Origin of the sequence: Streptomyces sp. NPDC089919 (genome assembly GCF_040684615.1) — a bacterium.
Classification (GTDB): Bacteria; Actinomycetota; Actinomycetes; order Streptomycetales; family Streptomycetaceae; genus Streptomyces.
The window spans coordinates 20,074-37,569 of sequence record NZ_JBFBGK010000033.1; the positions used below are offsets into that span (position 1 = coordinate 20,074).

5 protein-coding genes are annotated in these 17,496 nt (G+C 72.8%); 1 reads left to right on the top strand and 4 read right to left on the bottom strand.

The genetic code is table 11. The features are described from left to right. Nucleotides 1–23 precede the first annotated feature (23 nt). Nucleotides 24–4,334, bottom strand: coding sequence for a ricin-type beta-trefoil lectin domain protein (locus AB0O40_RS16140; RefSeq protein WP_365041007.1), 4,311 nt, complete (start codon nt 4,332–4,334; stop codon nt 24–26). A gap of 362 nt (nt 4,335–4,696) precedes the next feature. Here AB0O40_RS16140 and AB0O40_RS16145 point away from each other — a divergent pair, with 362 nt between their 5' ends. After that, nucleotides 4,697–11,725 carry a ricin-type beta-trefoil lectin domain protein gene (locus tag AB0O40_RS16145; RefSeq protein WP_365041009.1) on the top strand — a complete coding sequence of 2,343 codons (7,029 nt, stop codon included), beginning with the start codon at nt 4,697–4,699 and terminating at the stop codon, nt 11,723–11,725. Nucleotides 11,726–11,795: 70 nt separating this feature from the next. Here AB0O40_RS16145 and AB0O40_RS16150 read toward each other — a convergent pair whose 3' ends face one another. The 3 genes from AB0O40_RS16150 to AB0O40_RS16160 form a co-directional block, all read right to left on the bottom strand. Beyond that, nucleotides 11,796–12,209: a PaaI family thioesterase gene (locus AB0O40_RS16150; protein ID WP_365041012.1), complete on the bottom strand. Its 414-nt coding sequence runs from the start codon at nt 12,207–12,209 to the stop codon at nt 11,796–11,798. A 56-nt stretch (nt 12,210–12,265) separates the two neighbouring features. After that, nucleotides 12,266–14,287 (bottom strand): NADPH-dependent 2,4-dienoyl-CoA reductase, encoded by a 2,022-nt coding sequence (locus tag AB0O40_RS16155; RefSeq protein ID WP_365041015.1) that lies wholly within the window; start codon nt 14,285–14,287, stop codon nt 12,266–12,268. Nucleotides 14,288–14,443: 156 nt separating this feature from the next. Continuing rightward, nucleotides 14,444–17,470 (bottom strand): glycoside hydrolase family 38 C-terminal domain-containing protein, encoded by a 3,027-nt coding sequence (locus tag AB0O40_RS16160; RefSeq protein WP_365041018.1) that lies wholly within the window; start codon nt 17,468–17,470, stop codon nt 14,444–14,446. Nucleotides 17,471–17,496 lie beyond the last annotated feature (26 nt).

Genomic DNA, 17,496 nt, shown 5'->3' on the forward strand with positions numbered 1-17,496 from the left:
CTTCGGTCGTGCCTGTGTGGTGCCTACGGGGCCATCGGCAGGTTCGGGGCCCGGAGGGTGGGGATGCTCCATTGCTGGGCGGTGGTGCCGTTGCAGCCCCACAGTTTGAAGCGGGAGCCCCAGGCCCGGTTGTCCTGGTAGAGGTCCAGGCAGCGGCCCGACTGCGGGTTCCAGATGCTGCCGTCGGCACGCGGCAGCCACTGCTGGCCGCCCTCGCCGGTGCAGCCCCAGAAGATCAGGTCGGTGCCCTCGGCGGTGCCGTTGGCGCTGGCGGCCACGCACTGGTTCTTCACCGTCAGGGTGCCGTTGGCGTTGACGCTGAACTGCTGGGCGTCGCTGCCGTTGCAGTACCACAGCTGCGGAGCACGGCCGTTGGAGGCGTCGGAGTTGGGGGCGTCCTGGCAGAGCTCCGGGGAGGCCGCCAGGCGGATCGGGAGCTTGTCGGTGGTGACCGGCACCGCGGTGCCCTGGTAGACGGAGAGGCCCGCGATGGCGCCCTTGAAGTAGTTGCTGGGCTGGCTCTGGTACTTGTACCGGCCCAGCACGAGCGCGCCGGAGGGGGCGGGGCTGCCGGCGGCGGCGTGGTAGCCGGTGGAGCCGAGCTGGCCGTTGACGTAGAGGTTCATCGCGCCGGTGGTGGCGTTGTAGGTCGCGGTCAGCTGGGTCCACACGCCGGCCTTGAAGGCGCCGGCCGGGCTGACGGCCTCGTTGAAGTCGTGCGGCCAGCCGTCGTCGTCGCCCCGGGCGATCGCGAAGCGCCAGTAGCCGGCGTCCGCCCAGAGCATGAACTGGCTCGCGTGCGCCTGGTCCTGGCTGACGATCACGCCGTCGGCCTTGTCCTGCTTGACCCAGGTGCTCAGGGTGAAGGACTGGCGGGTGTCCACCGCCTTCGCCGGCCCCGTGATCACGGACTTCGCCGCGTCGTCGAAGACCGCGACCTGACGGGTACGCCCGTCCACGGTCATCGGGGCGTACGTGACACCGGTCGCGGTCGCGTCGTTGGAGCCGCCCCCGGCCGCGGTGGCGGGGATGCCCTTGGCGTCGCCGTCCAGGCGCCACTGGACGGTCGGGGCCTTGGCGTAGCCGCGGACGTGGCTGCCGGTGAAGCCGCTGACGGCCGTACCGGTGGCGGCACCCGGCCAGACCCGCAGCTGACCGGCGGAGTCCTGGGCCCACAGGTCGGGGACGTCGTCCCCGGTCACGTCGCCCTCGGATCCGACCTTCGGGAAGGCGGCGCCGCTGACGCCGGAGCCGACCTTGGTGGCGGGCTGGAGGGTGATGCCGGTGACCACGCGGTACTGGTCCGCCGCGCGGGTGGCGGTGGTCAGGGCGTACTGGAAGATGTCGCCGCTGGTGCGGTTGCGCACCCACAGCGCCGGGGCGGTGTCCGTGGCGGTCCCGATGTTCAGGGCGTTGCCCGGGACGATCAGGTCCTTGTCGTCCCAGGTGCCGGCGGCGTCGACCAGGGTCGGCGAGGCCAGGGTCTGGTTGGTCTTGACCGGGTAGAACCACAGGTTCCCGGACTCGACGGCCAGCAGGCCGGTCGCGTCGGTGACCTGGCGGCTGGGGGTGCGGGTGGTGCGGGCCGGGCCGGTCGGGGTGATCTGGCTGGAGTACTGCCAGGTCGGGGTGTTGTGGTAGCCGGTGCAGGCGGTGCCCTTGGCCGGGTCGCAGTCCGGCTTGGTGACGGAGTTCTTGGTGCCCAGGGTGAAGACGCCGGGGTCGGAGAGCTTGTTGTCGTAGCTGAAGAGCTTGTCGCCGCCGAGGCCGCCGATGGTGGCGGGCTCCTGGTGGACGAAGAGGTCGTCGACGTTGCGGCCGGGGTCCAGCGAGCCGCGGTGCACGGTCCGGTAGTCCTTCCAGGTCCGGCCCGAGCTCACCTCGGGGGCCTGGAGGGCGGTGGCGGCGGTACCGCTGGGCAGGGTGCTGGCGGCGGTGCCGTCGGAGGCGCGGCCGTAGGTGACCAGGTTGCCCGCGGTGTCGGGCAGCAGCACGTCGGGGCGGGCGTCGCCGGTGGTGTCACCGAAGGCGACCGGCCCGTCCTTCCACGGCACGTAGAAGGCGTAGGACTGGGTCGGGGAGGCGTTGCCCGCCTCGTCGAGCACCTGCGCGTAGAGGACGTTGGTGCCCCAGTGCGTGGGCTTGGTCGTGATGTCGGTGACCGCCAGCGGGGCGCCGCACTTCTGCTGCGGGCTGGTCAGCTGCGGGTCGTAGCCCCAGCGGATGCACGCCAGGCCCGAGGAGAGCAGGCCGGTACCGGGGCTGGGGTCGGCGGCGATGACCGGGATGCTGCCCTCGTCACCCAGGCGCAGGTCGGTGATCTGGCCGTTGCCGGCCGGCGGGAACTGCGTCGCCGGGTCGGTGAACCGGCCGAACTGGAGGGTGGGCGGGGTCAGGTCGACCGCGAAGTGGCAGACCTCGCTGCCGGTGCCGCGGAGCAGGCCGTCGTCGCCCCAGGTCTGCCAGCCGTAGTGGTGGCCGTCCTTCAGGGAGCCCTGCGGCAGGCTGTAGGAGGCGTCGGAGTTGTTGGGGACGAATCCGGACCAGCCGGTGTTGACCATGCTGCTGCCGGTGCTGTTGTCCCAGATCGCCGTGTACTCGGTCAGCTGGCCCTGGTTGGGGCTGCTCACCTTCGAGACGAGGGTGGTGCTGGAGGAGGTGATCCAGCCGTAGGCGCTGAGCGGGGCCTCGTAGCAGGCGTCGGTGTCCGGCACGCTCACCCGGTGCGGGCTCGGGCTGGTGTGCGGGTTCTCGGGCTTGCGCGGCGGGAAGTCGTACTCGGCGCTCAGCGTGGCGCCGTAGTTGAACCGCTTGAAGCCGATCTTGTCGCCGGTGCCTTCCTGACCGGTGAGGGCGAAGGCCAGGGGGGTGCCGGTGTTCTTGATGCCGTCGCGCATCGCGTTGGTGACGTTGAAGTCCACCCCGATGTCGCCGTAGCAGTCACCGCTGTTGCCGTTGCCGGGGACGTCCTGGTTCTGGATCCACTCGCGGATCTGGTGGTTGCTCCACTTGACGCCGCCGTCGAAGGCACCGGCGCGGTAGAGGTGCACCGGGTGCGTGGTGGTGCAGGACCAGTCCGCGGAGATGTACTGGTTCAGGCGCAGGTTGGCGTAGTTGATCGTCGCCCCGGCGTATCCGTTCAGGTCGAACTCGTAGAGCGCCCGCTCGATGCCGGTCCGCGTCTCCCAGCCCTGGAACCCGACGCCCGGGTGATCCCGGTCATCGGAGCCGGTCCGGTCGAAATTGCCGCTGTCGTAGGCCTGTTGCACCCAGGCGTGGTGCTGCTTGCCGCGGGCGTCCACCGACCAGGACGGGTCCACGTAGATCGGATACCTGGTGTCCGCGCCGTCCAGCAGGGCCGCGGACGGGGCGAGTTCGATGGCGCCGGCGGCCCGGCGGGAGGTACCGGTCACCTTCGCGCGGGTCACCGGGATGCGGGCGACCGAGGCGCCGGCGCCCGGGCCGTCGGCGCTGCTGGGGCGGTCGGCCGAGGCGGGGGCCGCGGCCGGGGCGTCGAGGTCGGCGAAGCGGGAGCCGCGCTTGCCCGCGGTGCGGGCCTCGCCCGCGGACCACATCAGCGGGGCCGGGGCGCGGAAGGCGGTGCCCTTGCCGTCGCCGGCCGTCAGACCGCCGTCCGCGCCCTTGGTGAGGGTCAGGCCGGTGGTGCTGGTGGGGAAGACCAGGTTGCGGACGGCGGGGTCGGCCGCCGCGGCCGGGGTGCGCAGCACCACGACGGTGGTGTAACCGCCGTACTTGGTGGCGCTGACCTGGAGGTCGGTGTCGGGCGCGACGTTCTCGAAGACCGCGTCGTTTCCGCGCAGCACCGGCTTGGGGAGCGGTCCGGCGAACGGCGAGGAGACGGCGAGCTGCTTGCCGTCCGCGGAGGTCATCGTCGCCAGCGGACCGGATCCGCCGCCGGAGATCACCAGGGTGGAGCTGGCCGCCTTCGGCGCCACCGTGCCGTCCGCCCGGACGGCGAGCGTGTCGTCCAGCGAACGCCAGCCCGTCTTGCCGGACTTGATGCGCTGCTGGAGGACGCTGGTCTCCTTGCGGACCGTGTGCCGGGGCGTGGCGTAGGCGGTGCTGAACTCGTCGGTGAGTTCCGGCACCGGCACGTCCCGGCCGGTCTCCTTCGCCCGCGCCCAGGCCCGCTCCAGCGGGGAGGCGGTGTCGGCGGCCGGGGGTGCGGGGCGCTTCGCGGCCGTGCTGCCGCCGGAGGCGGGCGCCGCCGCGGGCGTCGCGGGTGCGGGCGTCGCGGCCGCAGCGGCCTCGACGGCACCCGGGGCGCCCAGCAGCAGGGCTCCGGTGAGTCCCAGGACCAGTGCCGCGGGCACCGGTCCTCTCGGACGGGATCTTCTGGCGGTGTCCATGAGCGCTACCCACTCCCCCATGTAGGAACGACGTCTTCCGGTCACGCGACCGGGACACAGGAACTCTGACACCAGGGCTCGACCGAAACCCTGCCCGGACTCGATGGTTCCCGACCCCTTGTCCGGGTTCGGCGAAATTTATTCACTAGCTCAACTCCAGTGGATCTCAAGCCAACTGGAGATGAGCTGTACCCGCGCTCTAACCAACGCGCCTCCTCCGTCTGCTCGTTGTTAGATCCGGTCACTCCCCCAGCTCCAGTTCCGACGAGGTCTCCGCTTGCCCCGGGCGCCTCTGCCCTTGCCTGTCCACAGACGGAGGAATCGTCATGTCAAGCCGTGGCGTGCGCAGAGCCGCACCCGCACCCCGCTCCCGGGTGGTGACCCCGCTCGTCCTGGCCCTCGCGGCCTCGCTGCTGGTGGGGGCACCGGTGGCCGAGGCTTCGGCCGGCGCCGCCGGAGCGGACTTCAGTCGACTGTGGAAGCCGCCGAACCGGCCGCTTCCGCACACGAAGTCGGTGCCCGCCCTGTCGCCCGCCGCACCCCGGGCGATCGCCCCGCACTACCCCGTCCCGCCCCGGACCGCTCCGCAGCGGCGGGCCGCGCACCCGGCGCCGGTCAGCGGCCGCGCGGACCTCACGGCGGGCGGCGGCAACACGCCGGTCCGGGCCGGCTCCCTGCCGGTCTGGATCTCCGCGCAGGCCCGGGGCGCGGCCCGTCCCGGCAAGCCCGCGAAGGCCGCCCCGGCCACCGCGCCCGGCTCGGTGACGGTGGTCCGCGCCGACGACCGCGCCGCCCGCGGCGCCGGCGTGGACGGCACCCTCTTCAGCCTCGCCGCCCCGGCCGGCGCCGCGGGGACGCCGGCCCGGGTCCGGGTGGGCCTGGACCTCGCCGACCTCCAGGCCGCCACCGGCGGCGAGTTCACTTCGCGGGGCCGGCTGGTGACCCTGCCCGGTTGCGCCCTGACCACCCCGAAGGCGGCCCGCTGCCAGGTCCGGACCCCGCTGCCCACCCGGTACGACCGAGCGACGAAGCGGGTGCTCGCCGAGGTGACGCTGCCCGGCGCCCCGGCGGCGGCGCCCTCGCCGGGCACCGCCCGGCCCTCGGCCCTGGTCGCCGGGTCGGCCGTGCCGCTGCTGCTGGCCGCCGACACCGGCGCCGCGGGCGGCGGCGGCACGTACGAGGCCACCTCCCTCAGCCCTTCGCAGAGCTGGGCCTCGGGTAGTTCCTCGGGCGCGCTGACGTACGACTATCCGGTCCAGATGCCGGCCGCCCTGGGCGGCCGCGCCCCCGAGGTGAACCTGTCGTACGACTCCTCCTCGGTGGACGGGAAGACCTCGGCGACCAACGCGCAGGCCTCCTGGATCGGCGACGGCTGGGACTACAGCCCCGGGTACATCGAGCGGTCCTTCAAGCCCTGTTCGAAGGCGGGCCTCACGCTTTCCGGCGACACGTGCTGGGGCGGGTTCAACGCCACCCTCTCGCTGGGCGGCCACTCGGGCGTCCTGGTCCGGGACAACGCCGCGGGCTCCACGTCGGCCACCTCCGACGAGGCCACCGGCGCATGGCACCTCAAGGACGACGACGGTACGAAGATCGAGTTCGGCTCCGGCGCCGCCAACGGCGTCAAGGACGGCTCGTACGCGAAGGTGACCGACTCCTCCGGCACCACCTACTACTTCGGCATCAACCACCTGCCCGGCGGCGACAAGAGCGACCCGGCCACCAACTCCGTCTCCGCCATGCCGATCTACTCCCCCAAGAGCGGGCAGCCCTGCTACGACGCGGCCAAGGGCAACAACTCCTGGTGCACGATGTGGCAGCGGCTCTCCCTCGACCACGTGGTGGACGCGCACGGGAACCTCACCACGTACACCTGGGCTCCCGAGACCAACTACTACCAACGCGGCGCCGGCATGAACAACGGCACCGGAACGCTGACCGCCTACACCCGGGCCACCACCCTCTCCCGCATCTCCTACGGCCAGAAGCTGGCCGAGCAGGTGGCCGCCAAGGGCGCCCTCCAGCCCGCCGCCCGGGTGGACTTCACCGTCGCCGAGCGGTGCACCGCAGCCGGCACCGCCTGCGACGTCGCCAACCGCACCGTGGCCAACAAGGCCAACTGGCCCGACGTACCGGTGGACCAGGAGTGCAAGAGCACCGGTGCCTGCACCAACTACGGCGCCACGTACTTCTCTTCCAAGCGGCTGACGCAGATCACCACGCAGGTCCGGGTGAACAACGCCTGGCAGGACGTGGACTCCTACCAGCTCGGCCAGTCCTTCCCCGACCCCAAGGACGCCGGCAGCCAGCGCGCCCTGTGGCTGGACTCGGTCCAGCACACCGGCAAGACGGGCACCCCCAGCCTCGACCTGCCGGCCGTGACCTTCACCCCGGTCATGCTGCCCAACCGCGTGGACGGCACCACCCTGGTCCCCGCGCCGCCGCTCATGAACCGGCCGCGCATCCAGCAGATCCGCAACGAGACCGGCGGCGTCCTCGACGTCGACTACGACCTGCCCGCCTGCTCCCGCATCAACAACGTCATGCCGGCCGCCGAGGACGACAACAACAAGGCCTGCTACCCCGTCCGTTGGTCCCCGCCCGGCTCGGTCGCCGACGCCGACCCGGTACTGGACTGGTTCCACCACTACACGGTCAAGTCCCTGACGGAGAACGACACCGTCACCGACAGCCCCCAGAAGATCACCGCCTACACCTACGGCCCGGCCGCCTGGCACCGGGACGACAGCGAGCTGACCGAGGCCAAGGCCCGTACCTGGGGTGACTTCCGCGGCTTCGCCTCGGTGACCACCACGGTCGGCTCCGGCACCGACGGCCCCAAGGGGCAGACCCGCACGACCTACCGCCAGGGCATGGACGGGGACGTCAGGAAGAACGGCTCCAACCGCTCCGTCCATCTGACCGACGCGCTCGGCCGGGACGTCACGGACGTCGACTGGCTGAACGGCCAGATCCTCCAGTCCGAGACCTTCGACCAGGCCGGCGGCACCGTCACCAGCCAGACCGTGGCCGCGTCCACCGGTCCGGTGACGACCGCCACCCACAGCCGCGGCAGCGGACTGCCCGACCTGGTGGCCCGCTACGGCGCCACCACCGTCACCAGCACCACCCGTGGCAAGAAGGCCGACGGCACCTGGCGGACCACGACCACCACCATGGTCACCGACCCCGACCACCACAACCGGCCCGTGACCACCCTCGAGCAGCTGGAGGGCGTGCCGGACGTCTGTACCCGCACCAGCTACGCCACCGGCCCCGATGCTCAGCGGACCGACCTGGTCGCCGAGGTGCTGAAGGTCACCGGCTCCGGGGCCTGCACGGCCGACCCGGTCGCCGCCAACACCCGCACCCGCGAGCGGACCTTCTACGACGGCAAGGGCTACCAGCAGGCCGGCGCCACCGCCGACCCGACCCGCACCGAGGTCCTGGAGCGCTACGCCGCGGACGGCAGCGCGGTCTTCACGGCCACCGCCGTGACCGCCTACGACGGCTACGGCCGGCCGACCTCGGTCACCGACCCGTCCGCCAAGGACGCCCAGCACCCGGACGGCGCCACCACCGGCACGGCGTACACCGCTGCCGCGGCCGGCGAACTGCCGGTCACCGTCACGGTCTCCGCGCCGGTACCCGGCTCCGCCACCGGTACCTGGGACACCGTCACCACCTATGACGCCCGCCGGTCCCAGCCGTTGACGGTCAAGGACCCCAACTCCAAGACCACCAGCACCGCCTACGACGCGCTGGGCCGGATGACCGGGGTGTGGCTGCCCGGCCGGACCCCCGCGGGCCAGCCCAACGCCGACCTCACCTTCGGCTACAAGGTCTCCAACCAGACCGGCGTGCCCTCCAGCGTCACCACGGGACAGCTCACCGTCGACGGCGGCACCCCCGTGCGCACCACCTCCGTCCAGCTCATGGACGGCTTCGCCCGCACCCGTCAGACCCAGGCCACGCCGGCCAACCCGGCGTACTCCGGCCGGCTGGTCACCGACAGCAAGTACGACTCCCAGGGCCGGGTCAAGACGGCCAACTCCGCCTGGTACAACGACGCGGCAGGTCCCGGCGGCACCCTGGTCGCGGCCGCGGACAGCACCGTTCCGGCGCAGACCCGGACCACCTACGACGGCCAGGGCCGGGTGACCGTCACCGCCGCCTGGTCGCTGGGCACCGAGCAGAACCGCACCACGACCTCCTACCCCGGTGTGGAGCGCACCGACGTCGTGCCCCCCAAGGGCGCCGCACCCACCTCGGTGATCACCGACGCCCTCGGCCACAAGTCCGAGCTGTGGCAGTACAACACGCCCACGATCACCGGGCAGGCCTCGGACGCCCAGATCACCCGCACCACCTCGACCTTCGACGACCAGCCGCTGTCCCGCACGGACGCGGCCGGCAACACCTGGACGTACACCTACGACCAGCGCGGCCGGCTGGTGTCCACCACCGACCCGGACGCGGGCACCACCACCCGCACCTACGACGGGGCCTCCCGCCTGGCCACGGTCACCGACGCCAAGAAGCAGACGCTGGTGTACGCCTACGACCTGCTGGGCCGCAAGACCGGCCTGTACGACGGCTCGGTGAGCGGCGCCAAGCAGCTGGCCGGCTGGACCTTCGACACGGTCCCGGGCGGCAAGGGCAAGCCCGCGGGCTCCACCCGGTACGTCGGCGGCACCGGCGGCAAGGCGTACAGCAGCACGGTCTCGGGCTACGACGACGGCTACCGGGTCACCGGCACCACCATCAGCGTGCCCGGCACCGACGCGGGCCTGGCCTCGGGCACCTTCACCTACAAGGTCTCCACGACCTTCGACCCGCTGACCGGCAGCCCGAAGGGGACTGTCCTGCCGGCCCTGGGCGGGCTGCCGCTGGACGACATCGCGTACTCGTACAACGACTACGGCCAGCTGTACAAGTTCGCCGGGGCCACCACCTACGACACGCAGACGGAGTACGACGCCTTCGGCCGGGTGGTCCGCTCCACGGTCAACCCGTGGGCCTCCCAGGTCGTGACCACCCTGGACTACGACCAGGCCTCCGGGCGGCTGCGCTCCCAGCTGGTCGACAAGCAGACCTCGGCCAGCGGCGCCGTCCAGCAGACCGGCTACACCTACGACCTGGCGGGCCGGATCACCTCGCTCACCAGCATCGCGGACAACACCCCAGCCCAGACCGACCGGCAGTGCTTCGCGTACGACCGGCTGGGCCGGCTGACCACCGCCTGGTCGGACACCGGCGGCATCACCGTCCCGGACCCGGCCGCGCACCAGAGCGCCGACCAGGGCGCCTGCACCAACACCAGCCCCACCAGCGGCGCCGTCGCCCCGGCGAAGACGACCGTCGGCGGCCCGGCCCCCTACTGGCAGGAGTACGCCTACGACCTGACCGGCAACCGCACCAGGCTCACCGTCCACGACCCGGCCGGCGACGCCACCAAGGACGCCGTCACCACCCAGACCTTCGGCACCCCGGCGGCCGGCAACACCCCGACCACCGCGCCCGCCACGGGCGGCGGCACCGGCGGCCCGCACGCCCTGCTGGGCGCCCAGACCAAGAAGGGCGCGACCACCGACGACGACCTCTCGCGGTTCGACGCGAACGGCGCGACCACGTCCTACCGGTCCGGCAAGGCCGGCACCAGCAGCCTGACCTGGAACAGCGAGGGCAAGCCCGCCTCGCTCACCACCGCCACCCAGATCAAGGGCATCGGCGGCAAGTGCCTTGACGCGCAGGGAGCTTCGACCGCGGTCGGCAGCCCGCTGCAGATCTACACCTGCAACACCGCCGCCGGACAGCGGTACGCCACCGCCGGCAACACGCTCTCCAGCGGCAACCGCTGCGTGCAGGCCATGGGGACCGCGGCCGGCTCAGCCGTCACCTTCCAGGACTGCGACGGCGGCGCCGACCAGACCTGGACCGCCCGCGCCGACGGCACCCTCTACAACCCGGCCTCGGCCCGCTGCCTCGCCGTCCCCGGCGACGTCGCCACCGATGCCCTGAACACCGTCCTGGGCGACTGCGCCACCACCGTGCCCGCCGGGCAGAAGTGGAGCATCCCCGACACCACCACCACCTACCTCTACGACGCGGACGGCAACCAGCTGATCCGCCGCAACCCGGCCAGCACCACGCTCACCCTCGGCAATGACGAGCTGACCGTGGACAACACCACCAAGGCCGCCGTCGGCACCCGCTACTACCCGGTCCCCGGCGGCGTGAGCATCGTGCGCACTGGTGCGGGCACCGCGGCCGGTTCCTTCACGGCCCAGGTCGCCGACCACCACGGGACGGGCAACCTGACGGTCGACCTGTCGACCCTCGCGGCCTCCCGCCGCCGCACCGACCCGTTCGGCAACGCCCGGGGCGCCCAACCGGCCTGGGGCGGCGACAAGGGCTTCGTCGGCGGCACCAAGGACGACACCACCGGGCTGACCGCGCTCGGCGTCCGCCAGTACCAGCCGGTCACCGGCCGGTTCCTGAGCCCCGACCCGCTGCTCTCGCCCGACGACCCGCAGCAGTGGAACGGGTACGCCTACGCGAACAACAACCCGGTGGACAACACGGACCCGGACGGCCGCATGTGCCTGCACGGTGCACCGGGTGGCGGCGCCGACGGCATCTGCGCCGGCGTCCCCGGCGACACCGACGGCGTGATCGACGGTTTCTCCGACAACTGCGGCGACCGGGACTTCTGCAAGGAGGCCGCCCACGAGATGTCGAACACGGCGCGGCGGACCGGCATGTACGGCAAGAAGCCCAAGCCGAAGCCGCAGGACCGGGTCACCCACATCAAGCCGATCCACGACTACTGGGACGACTACAAGTACGGCTACCAGGAATACCTCGGGAAGGTCTCCGAGACCGGCTCGCCGGAGAGCGTCATGGCCATCTTCCAGCGCAACCCCGGCAAGGTCTTCCCCTTCCCGGTCACGGGCTGCGACGAGTTCCACGACGGGGCGCTGTGCACCCTGCACCCGGCCTCCCCGGCTGTGGGCGGCGAGGGGGTCGTCCGGGTGACGACCGCCGAGACCAGCTTCACCTTCGAGGTCGTCTCCGACGACTACTTCGACGACCGGGGCTCGACCATCACCTTCAGCGTCCAGCAGGAGGGCGACGACGTGTACCTCCACCAGGATGCCTCGACGACGGGCTCGAAGTGGTACGCCGGCATCCCCGCGGAGTGGGGGGAGGCGATGCACACCTGGCAGCTCCAGGGGGAGAACCTGGCCCGGATCGTCAAGCCCTGCAAGGTGGGTGAGGACCGCACGTCCAAGGTGCCGGAGGGCAACCAGATCCTGCGCCTCATCCGGAAGCTGACCACCAACAACCGCTGACAGCAGGAAAGTCGAGAGCCCCCCGGCCGCATCCAGCGGCCGGGGGGCTCCGGCGTCGTACGGGAACCTGTCAGCCCAGCAGCGCGTACACCGTCGAGGCCCGGGCGGCCGGCTCCTCGGTCCCCTCGGCGGTCATGGTGATGTCCGCGAAGGCCATCCGCTTGCCGAGCTTGGTGATGTCGACCCGGACCAGCAGGTCGGCGCCGATCACCGGGCGCTGGAAGCTGGTGGACTGCTGGACGGTGGTCATCGGGCCGTACCCGCCGCGGGCCGCCGAGACGGCGATCACGGTGGCGGTGTCGGCGGCGGCCATCATGGCCTGGCCGGACAGGCCCCCGCCGTCCCGGGCCAGCCGGTCGGACCAGGGCAGCCGCAGCACGGCGTGCCGCTCCCCGGTCTCGGCCACGGTCAGCCCCAGGGCCAGCACCCAGGGGGCGAAGTTGTCGGTGAGGATCTGCTCGGCGTCGGCCGTGGTGAGGGTCACCGGGGCATTGTGGCGGCCGGTGCGCGGCCGCCACAACACCTGCGGCGATCAGGGGGTCAGAGCGCGGCGGCCAGCTCGGTGCCCTGCTTGATGGCGCGCTTGGCGTCCAGCTCGGCGGCCACGTCCGCGCCGCCGATCAGGTGGGCGCGCACGCCGGCGGCGGTCAGCTCCTCGAACAGGTCCCGGCGGGGTTCCTGGCCGGTGCACAGCACGACGGTGTCGGCGGGCAGGGTGTGCTCCTGGCCGTCGACCGTGATGTGCAGGCCCTCGTCGTCGATGCGGCGGTAGGCGGCGCCGGCGACCATGGTGACCCCCCGGTGCTTGAGCTCGGTGCGGTGGATCCATCCGGTGGTGGTGCCCAGCCCGGCGCCGACCTTGGTGGTCTTGCGCTGGAGGAGGTGGACGCTGCGCGGCGGGGCGGGCCGCTCGGGCGCGCCGAGGCCGCCGCGGGCGGTGTAGGTGGTGTCCACGCCCCAGTGCCGGAAGTAGACGGCCGGGTCCTGGCTGGCGCCCTCGCCGCTGTCGGTGAGGTATTCGGCCACGTCGAAGCCGATGCCGCCGGCGCCGAGGATGGCCACCTTCTCGCCGACCGGGGCGCCGTCGCGGAGCACGTCCAGGTAGCTGACCACCTTGGGGTGGTCCACGCCCTCGATCTCGGGGGTGCGGGGGGTGACTCCGGTGGCCACCACCACGTCGTCGTACCCGGCGGCGGCCAGGCCGGCCGCGTCGGCGCGGGTGTCGAGGCGGACCTCGACGCCGCGGAGTTCGAGCTGGGTGGCGAAGTACCGGATGGTCTCGTCGAACTCCTCCTTGCCGGGGACGCGGCGGGCGATGTCGAGCTGGCCGCCGAGGTGGCCGGCGGCCTCGTACAGGGTGACCTCGTGGCCGCGCTCGGCGGCGGAGACGGCGCAGGCCAGGCCGGCCGGGCCGGCGCCGATGACGGCGACGCGCTTCTTGGTCCGGGTGGGGGCGAGGACCAGTTCGGTCTCGTGGCAGGCGCGCGGGTTGACCAGGCAGGAGGTGATCTTGCCGCTGAAGGTGTGGTCCAGGCAGGCCTGGTTGCAGCCGATGCAGGTGTTGATGGTCTCGGGCCGGCCGGCCGCGGCCTTGGCGACGAAGTCGGCGTCGGCCAGGAAGGGGCGGGCGAGCGAGACCAGGTCGGCGCGGCCCTCGGCGAGCAGCTGCTCGCCGACCTCGGGGGTGTTGATGCGGTTGCTCGTGACGAGCGGGACGGACACCGCGCCCATCAGGCGCTGGGTGACCCAGGTGTAGGCGCCGCGCGGGACGGAGGTGGCGATGGTGGGGATGCGCGCCTCGTGCCAGCCGATGCCGGTGTTGATGATGGTGGCGCCGGCGGCCTCGATCTCCTTGGCCAGCGAGACCACCTCGTCGAGGGTGGAGCCGCCGGGGACCAGGTCGAGCATGGAGAGGCGGTAGATCAGGATGAAGTCGGGGCCGACGGCCTCGCGGGTGCGGCGGACGATCTCCAGCGGGAAGCGGACCCGGTTCTCGTACGAGCCGCCCCAGCGGTCCTCGCGCTTGTTGGTGTGCTCGGCGATGAACTCGTTGATCAGGTAGCCCTCGGAGCCCATGATCTCGACGCCGTCGTAGCCGGCCGACCGGGCGAGGCGGGCGGCGCGGACGAAGTCCTCGACCGTCTGCTCGACCTCCTCGTCGGTGAGGGCGTGGGGGACGAAGGGGCTGATGGGGGCCTGGAGGGCGCTGGGGGCGACCAGGTCGGCGTGGTAGGCGTAGCGGCCGAAGTGCAGGATCTGCATCGCGATCTTGCCGCCCTCGGCGTGCACCGCCTCGGTGATGAAGCGGTGTTCCTCGGCCTCCGCCTCGGTGGTGAGGCGGGAGCCGCCCTCGAAGGGGCGGCCGCGGTCGTTGGGGGCGATGCCGCCGGTGACGATCAGGCCGGCGCCGCCGCGGGCCCGCTCGGCGTAGAAGGCGGCGAGCCGCTCGAAGCCCTGCGGGGCCTCCTCGAGCCCGGTGTGCATCGAGCCCATGATCACCCGGTTCGGCAGGGTGGTGAAGCCGAGGTCCAGGGGGCTCAGCAGATGCGGGTACTGGCTCATGAGGGGCGCCTCCTCGCGCGGTGGTGTCCACCTTGTTGTAGCGAGCGGGCGGGGGGTTGTGCAACTAAGTGCATAACCCGTGTGGCGCGTCTCATAGGGGCGGCCGCGGCCGGACCGCCGCCGGCCGGGGCCGGGCGCCCCGGCCGGCGGGCGCGGTCAGGCCCGGCGCAGCCGGACGGTCACGATCTGGAACGGGCGCAGGGTCAGCGCGACCGTGCCCGCCGGGCCGGGGGTGCCGACGGCCGTCGGCGGCAGCGGGCGCTCCAGCAGGTCGCACTCCTGCGCCCCGGCGACCGGGAAGCCCGGGGTGAGCACGGCCCGGGCCCGCCCGCCCCGGGACTCGTAGATCCGCAGGACCACGTCGCCGCTGCGGTCCTCCGCCAGCTTGACGGTCTCCACCACCACCGCGTCCTGGTCCACCGCCACCAGCGGGGCGACGGGGACGCCCGCGCCGGTCCGGACCCGCTCCGGCAGGTTGATCCGGTGCCCCTCGGCCACCGCGTCGCCCAGGGTCGCACCGGGGGCGAGGGCGTACCGCAGGGTGTGGACGCCCTGGTCGGTCTCCGGGTCGGGGTAGCGCGGGGCCCGCAGCAGGGAGAGCCGGACGGTGGTGGTCTGGCCGCCGTCGGGCCGGACGTCCCGGGTGACGTCGTGGCCGTACGTGGAGTCGTTGACCAGCGCCACCCCCCAGCCGGGCTCCGCCGCGTGGATCCAGCGGTGCGCGCAGATCTCGAACTTGGCGGCCTCCCAGGAGGTGTTGGTGTGGGTGGGCCGCCGGACGTGCCCGAACTGGGTCTCCGCGGCGGTGTCCTCGGCCTTCACGTCGAGCGGGAAGGCGGCCTTGAGGAACTTCTCGGTCTCCTGCCAGTCGACCTCCGTGGTGATGTCGAGGGTGCCGGCGCCGGCCCGCAGGGTGAGGGTCTGCACCGCACGGGAGGCGCCGAAGGAGCGGGTGACGCGGACCGTGGCCGCGGCGGGTCCGGACTCGGCGAGCGCCAGCTCGTCCCGGTCCGTGAGGTCGGTGACGTTGTGGCGGTAGAACTCCTCGACGTCCCAGGCGTCCCACATGTTGGGGAAGTCGGGGTGGACCTGGAGCAGGTTGGCGGCCCCGCCGGGGGCCACCGCCTCGCGGTCGGCGGCCAGGTCGCGGGCCGAGACGACCAGGCCCCGCCCGTCCACCTCCACCCGCAGCCGCCCGTTGGCCAGGACGTACCCGCCGCCCTCCCGCGGGGCGGCGGTCACCGGCTCGCCACCGGCCGCCGGGACGCCCGCACCCCCGGCGGGCACGCCCCGCCGGGCGTGCGGGGCGGCGTTGAAGTGCAGCGGGACCCCGCCCTCCCCGGCCAGTGCCTCCTGGGCGGCGGCGGTCAGCGCGGTCAGCTCCGCCGCGAGCCGGGCGTAGGTCTCCCGCGCCTCGCGGTGCACCCAGGCGATGGAGGAGCCGGGCAGGATGTCGTGGAACTGGTGCAGCAGCACGGTCTTCCAGATCCGCTCCAGTGCGTCGTACGGGTACCCGAACCCGGGCACCCGGACCGCCGCGGTGGCCGACCACAGCTCCGCCTCGTGCAGCAGGGACTCGCTGCGCCGGTTGCCCTGCTTGGTCTTGGCCTGGGAGGTGTAGGTCCCCCGGTGCAGCTCGAGGTAGAGCTCGCCGGCCCAGACGGGCGCGTCCGGGTACTCGGCGCGGGCCTGCTCGAAGAAGGCGTCCGGGCGCTCCACCGTGACCCGCGGGGAGCCTTCGAGGTCCCGCAGCCGGGCGGCCCGGGCCAGCATCTCGCGGGTGGGCCCGCCGCCGCCGTCGCCCCAGCCGAAGGGGACCAGGGAGCGGGAACCCCGCCCCTTCTCCCGGTAGTTGCGGGCCGCATGGGCCAACTGGGCTCCGCCCAGGTCGGAGTTGTAGGTGTCCACGGGCGGGAAGTGGGTGAAGACCCGGGTGCCGTCGATGCCCTCCCACCAGAAGGTGTGGTGCGGGAAGGTGTTCGTCTGCGACCAGCAGATCTTCTGGGTGAGGAACCAGCGGGCACCGGACAGCTTGACGAGTTGGGGCAGGGCCGCGGTGTAGCCGAAGGAGTCCGGCAGCCAGACCTCCCTGGTCTCGATGCCGAACTCGTCGAGGAAGAACTTCTTTCCGTAGAGGAACTGACGGGCCATCGCCTCCCCGCCGACCATGTTCGTGTCGGACTCCACCCACATGCCGCCCACCGGCACGAACCGGCCCTCGGAGACCTGCTTGCGGACCCGTTCGAAGAGCTCCGGCCGGTGCTGCTTGATCCAGGCGAACTGCTGGGCCTGGGACATGGCGAAGACGAACTCCGGGTGCTCGTCCATCAGGTGCACCACGTTCGCCGAGGTCCGCGCGACCTTGCGGACCGTCTCGCGCAGCGGCCACAGCCAGGCGGAGTCGATGTGGGCGTGGCCCACGGCGCTGATCCGGTGCGCGGAGGCGTGCGCGGGCGCGGCCAGCACCGGGGCCAGCTCGGCCCGGGCCGCGGGCGCGGTCTCCGGGACCCGGTCGAGGTCCACGGCGTCCAGGGCGCGGGAGACGGCCCGCAGGATCCGGTGCCGGCGGGCCTCCGTCTCCGGCAGTTCCAGCATCAGCGCCTGCAGCACCTCCAGGTCCTGGACCAGCTCCCAGACCTCGCCCTCGAAGACGGTGAGGTCCAGCCGGGCCAGCCGGTACAGCGGCCGTCCGGAGCTGGTGCGGCGGTCGCCCTCCGCGGTGGGCCGGTGCTCGACCAGGACCGGGTTCGAGGCCGCCTCCACGTACCACTCGACCCGCTCGCCGCCGGCCGCCCGGTCGGCGACCTTGACCCAGTCGTTGTACGGGTGCAGTCCCTTGACCTCGCCGCCGTCCGGGCGGTGGACCAGGCCCTCGCACTGGAAGCCGGGCATCATCCGGTCGAAGCCGAGGTCCAGGACCGCCTCGACGGTCCGCCCCGCCCAGTCGGCGGGCACCGCACCGGTGACCTTGAACCAGGTGGTGCCCCAGGCCGGGCCCCACTCGTCCCCCACGGCGCAGGGCCGGTAGTCGGCGGCCAGCGCCTCGGCCACCGGCACGGGCTCGCCCGGGGCCTCCCAGCGGGCCGCCGTCAGCGGCACCGAGCGGGCCCGGACGGCGGGCCGCAGGCGCTCCGCCAGGACGCGGCGCAGGCGGTGTTCGACGATGCTGCGGTCATCATGCATGACGCCCTCCAGGGCTCGGCGACGGT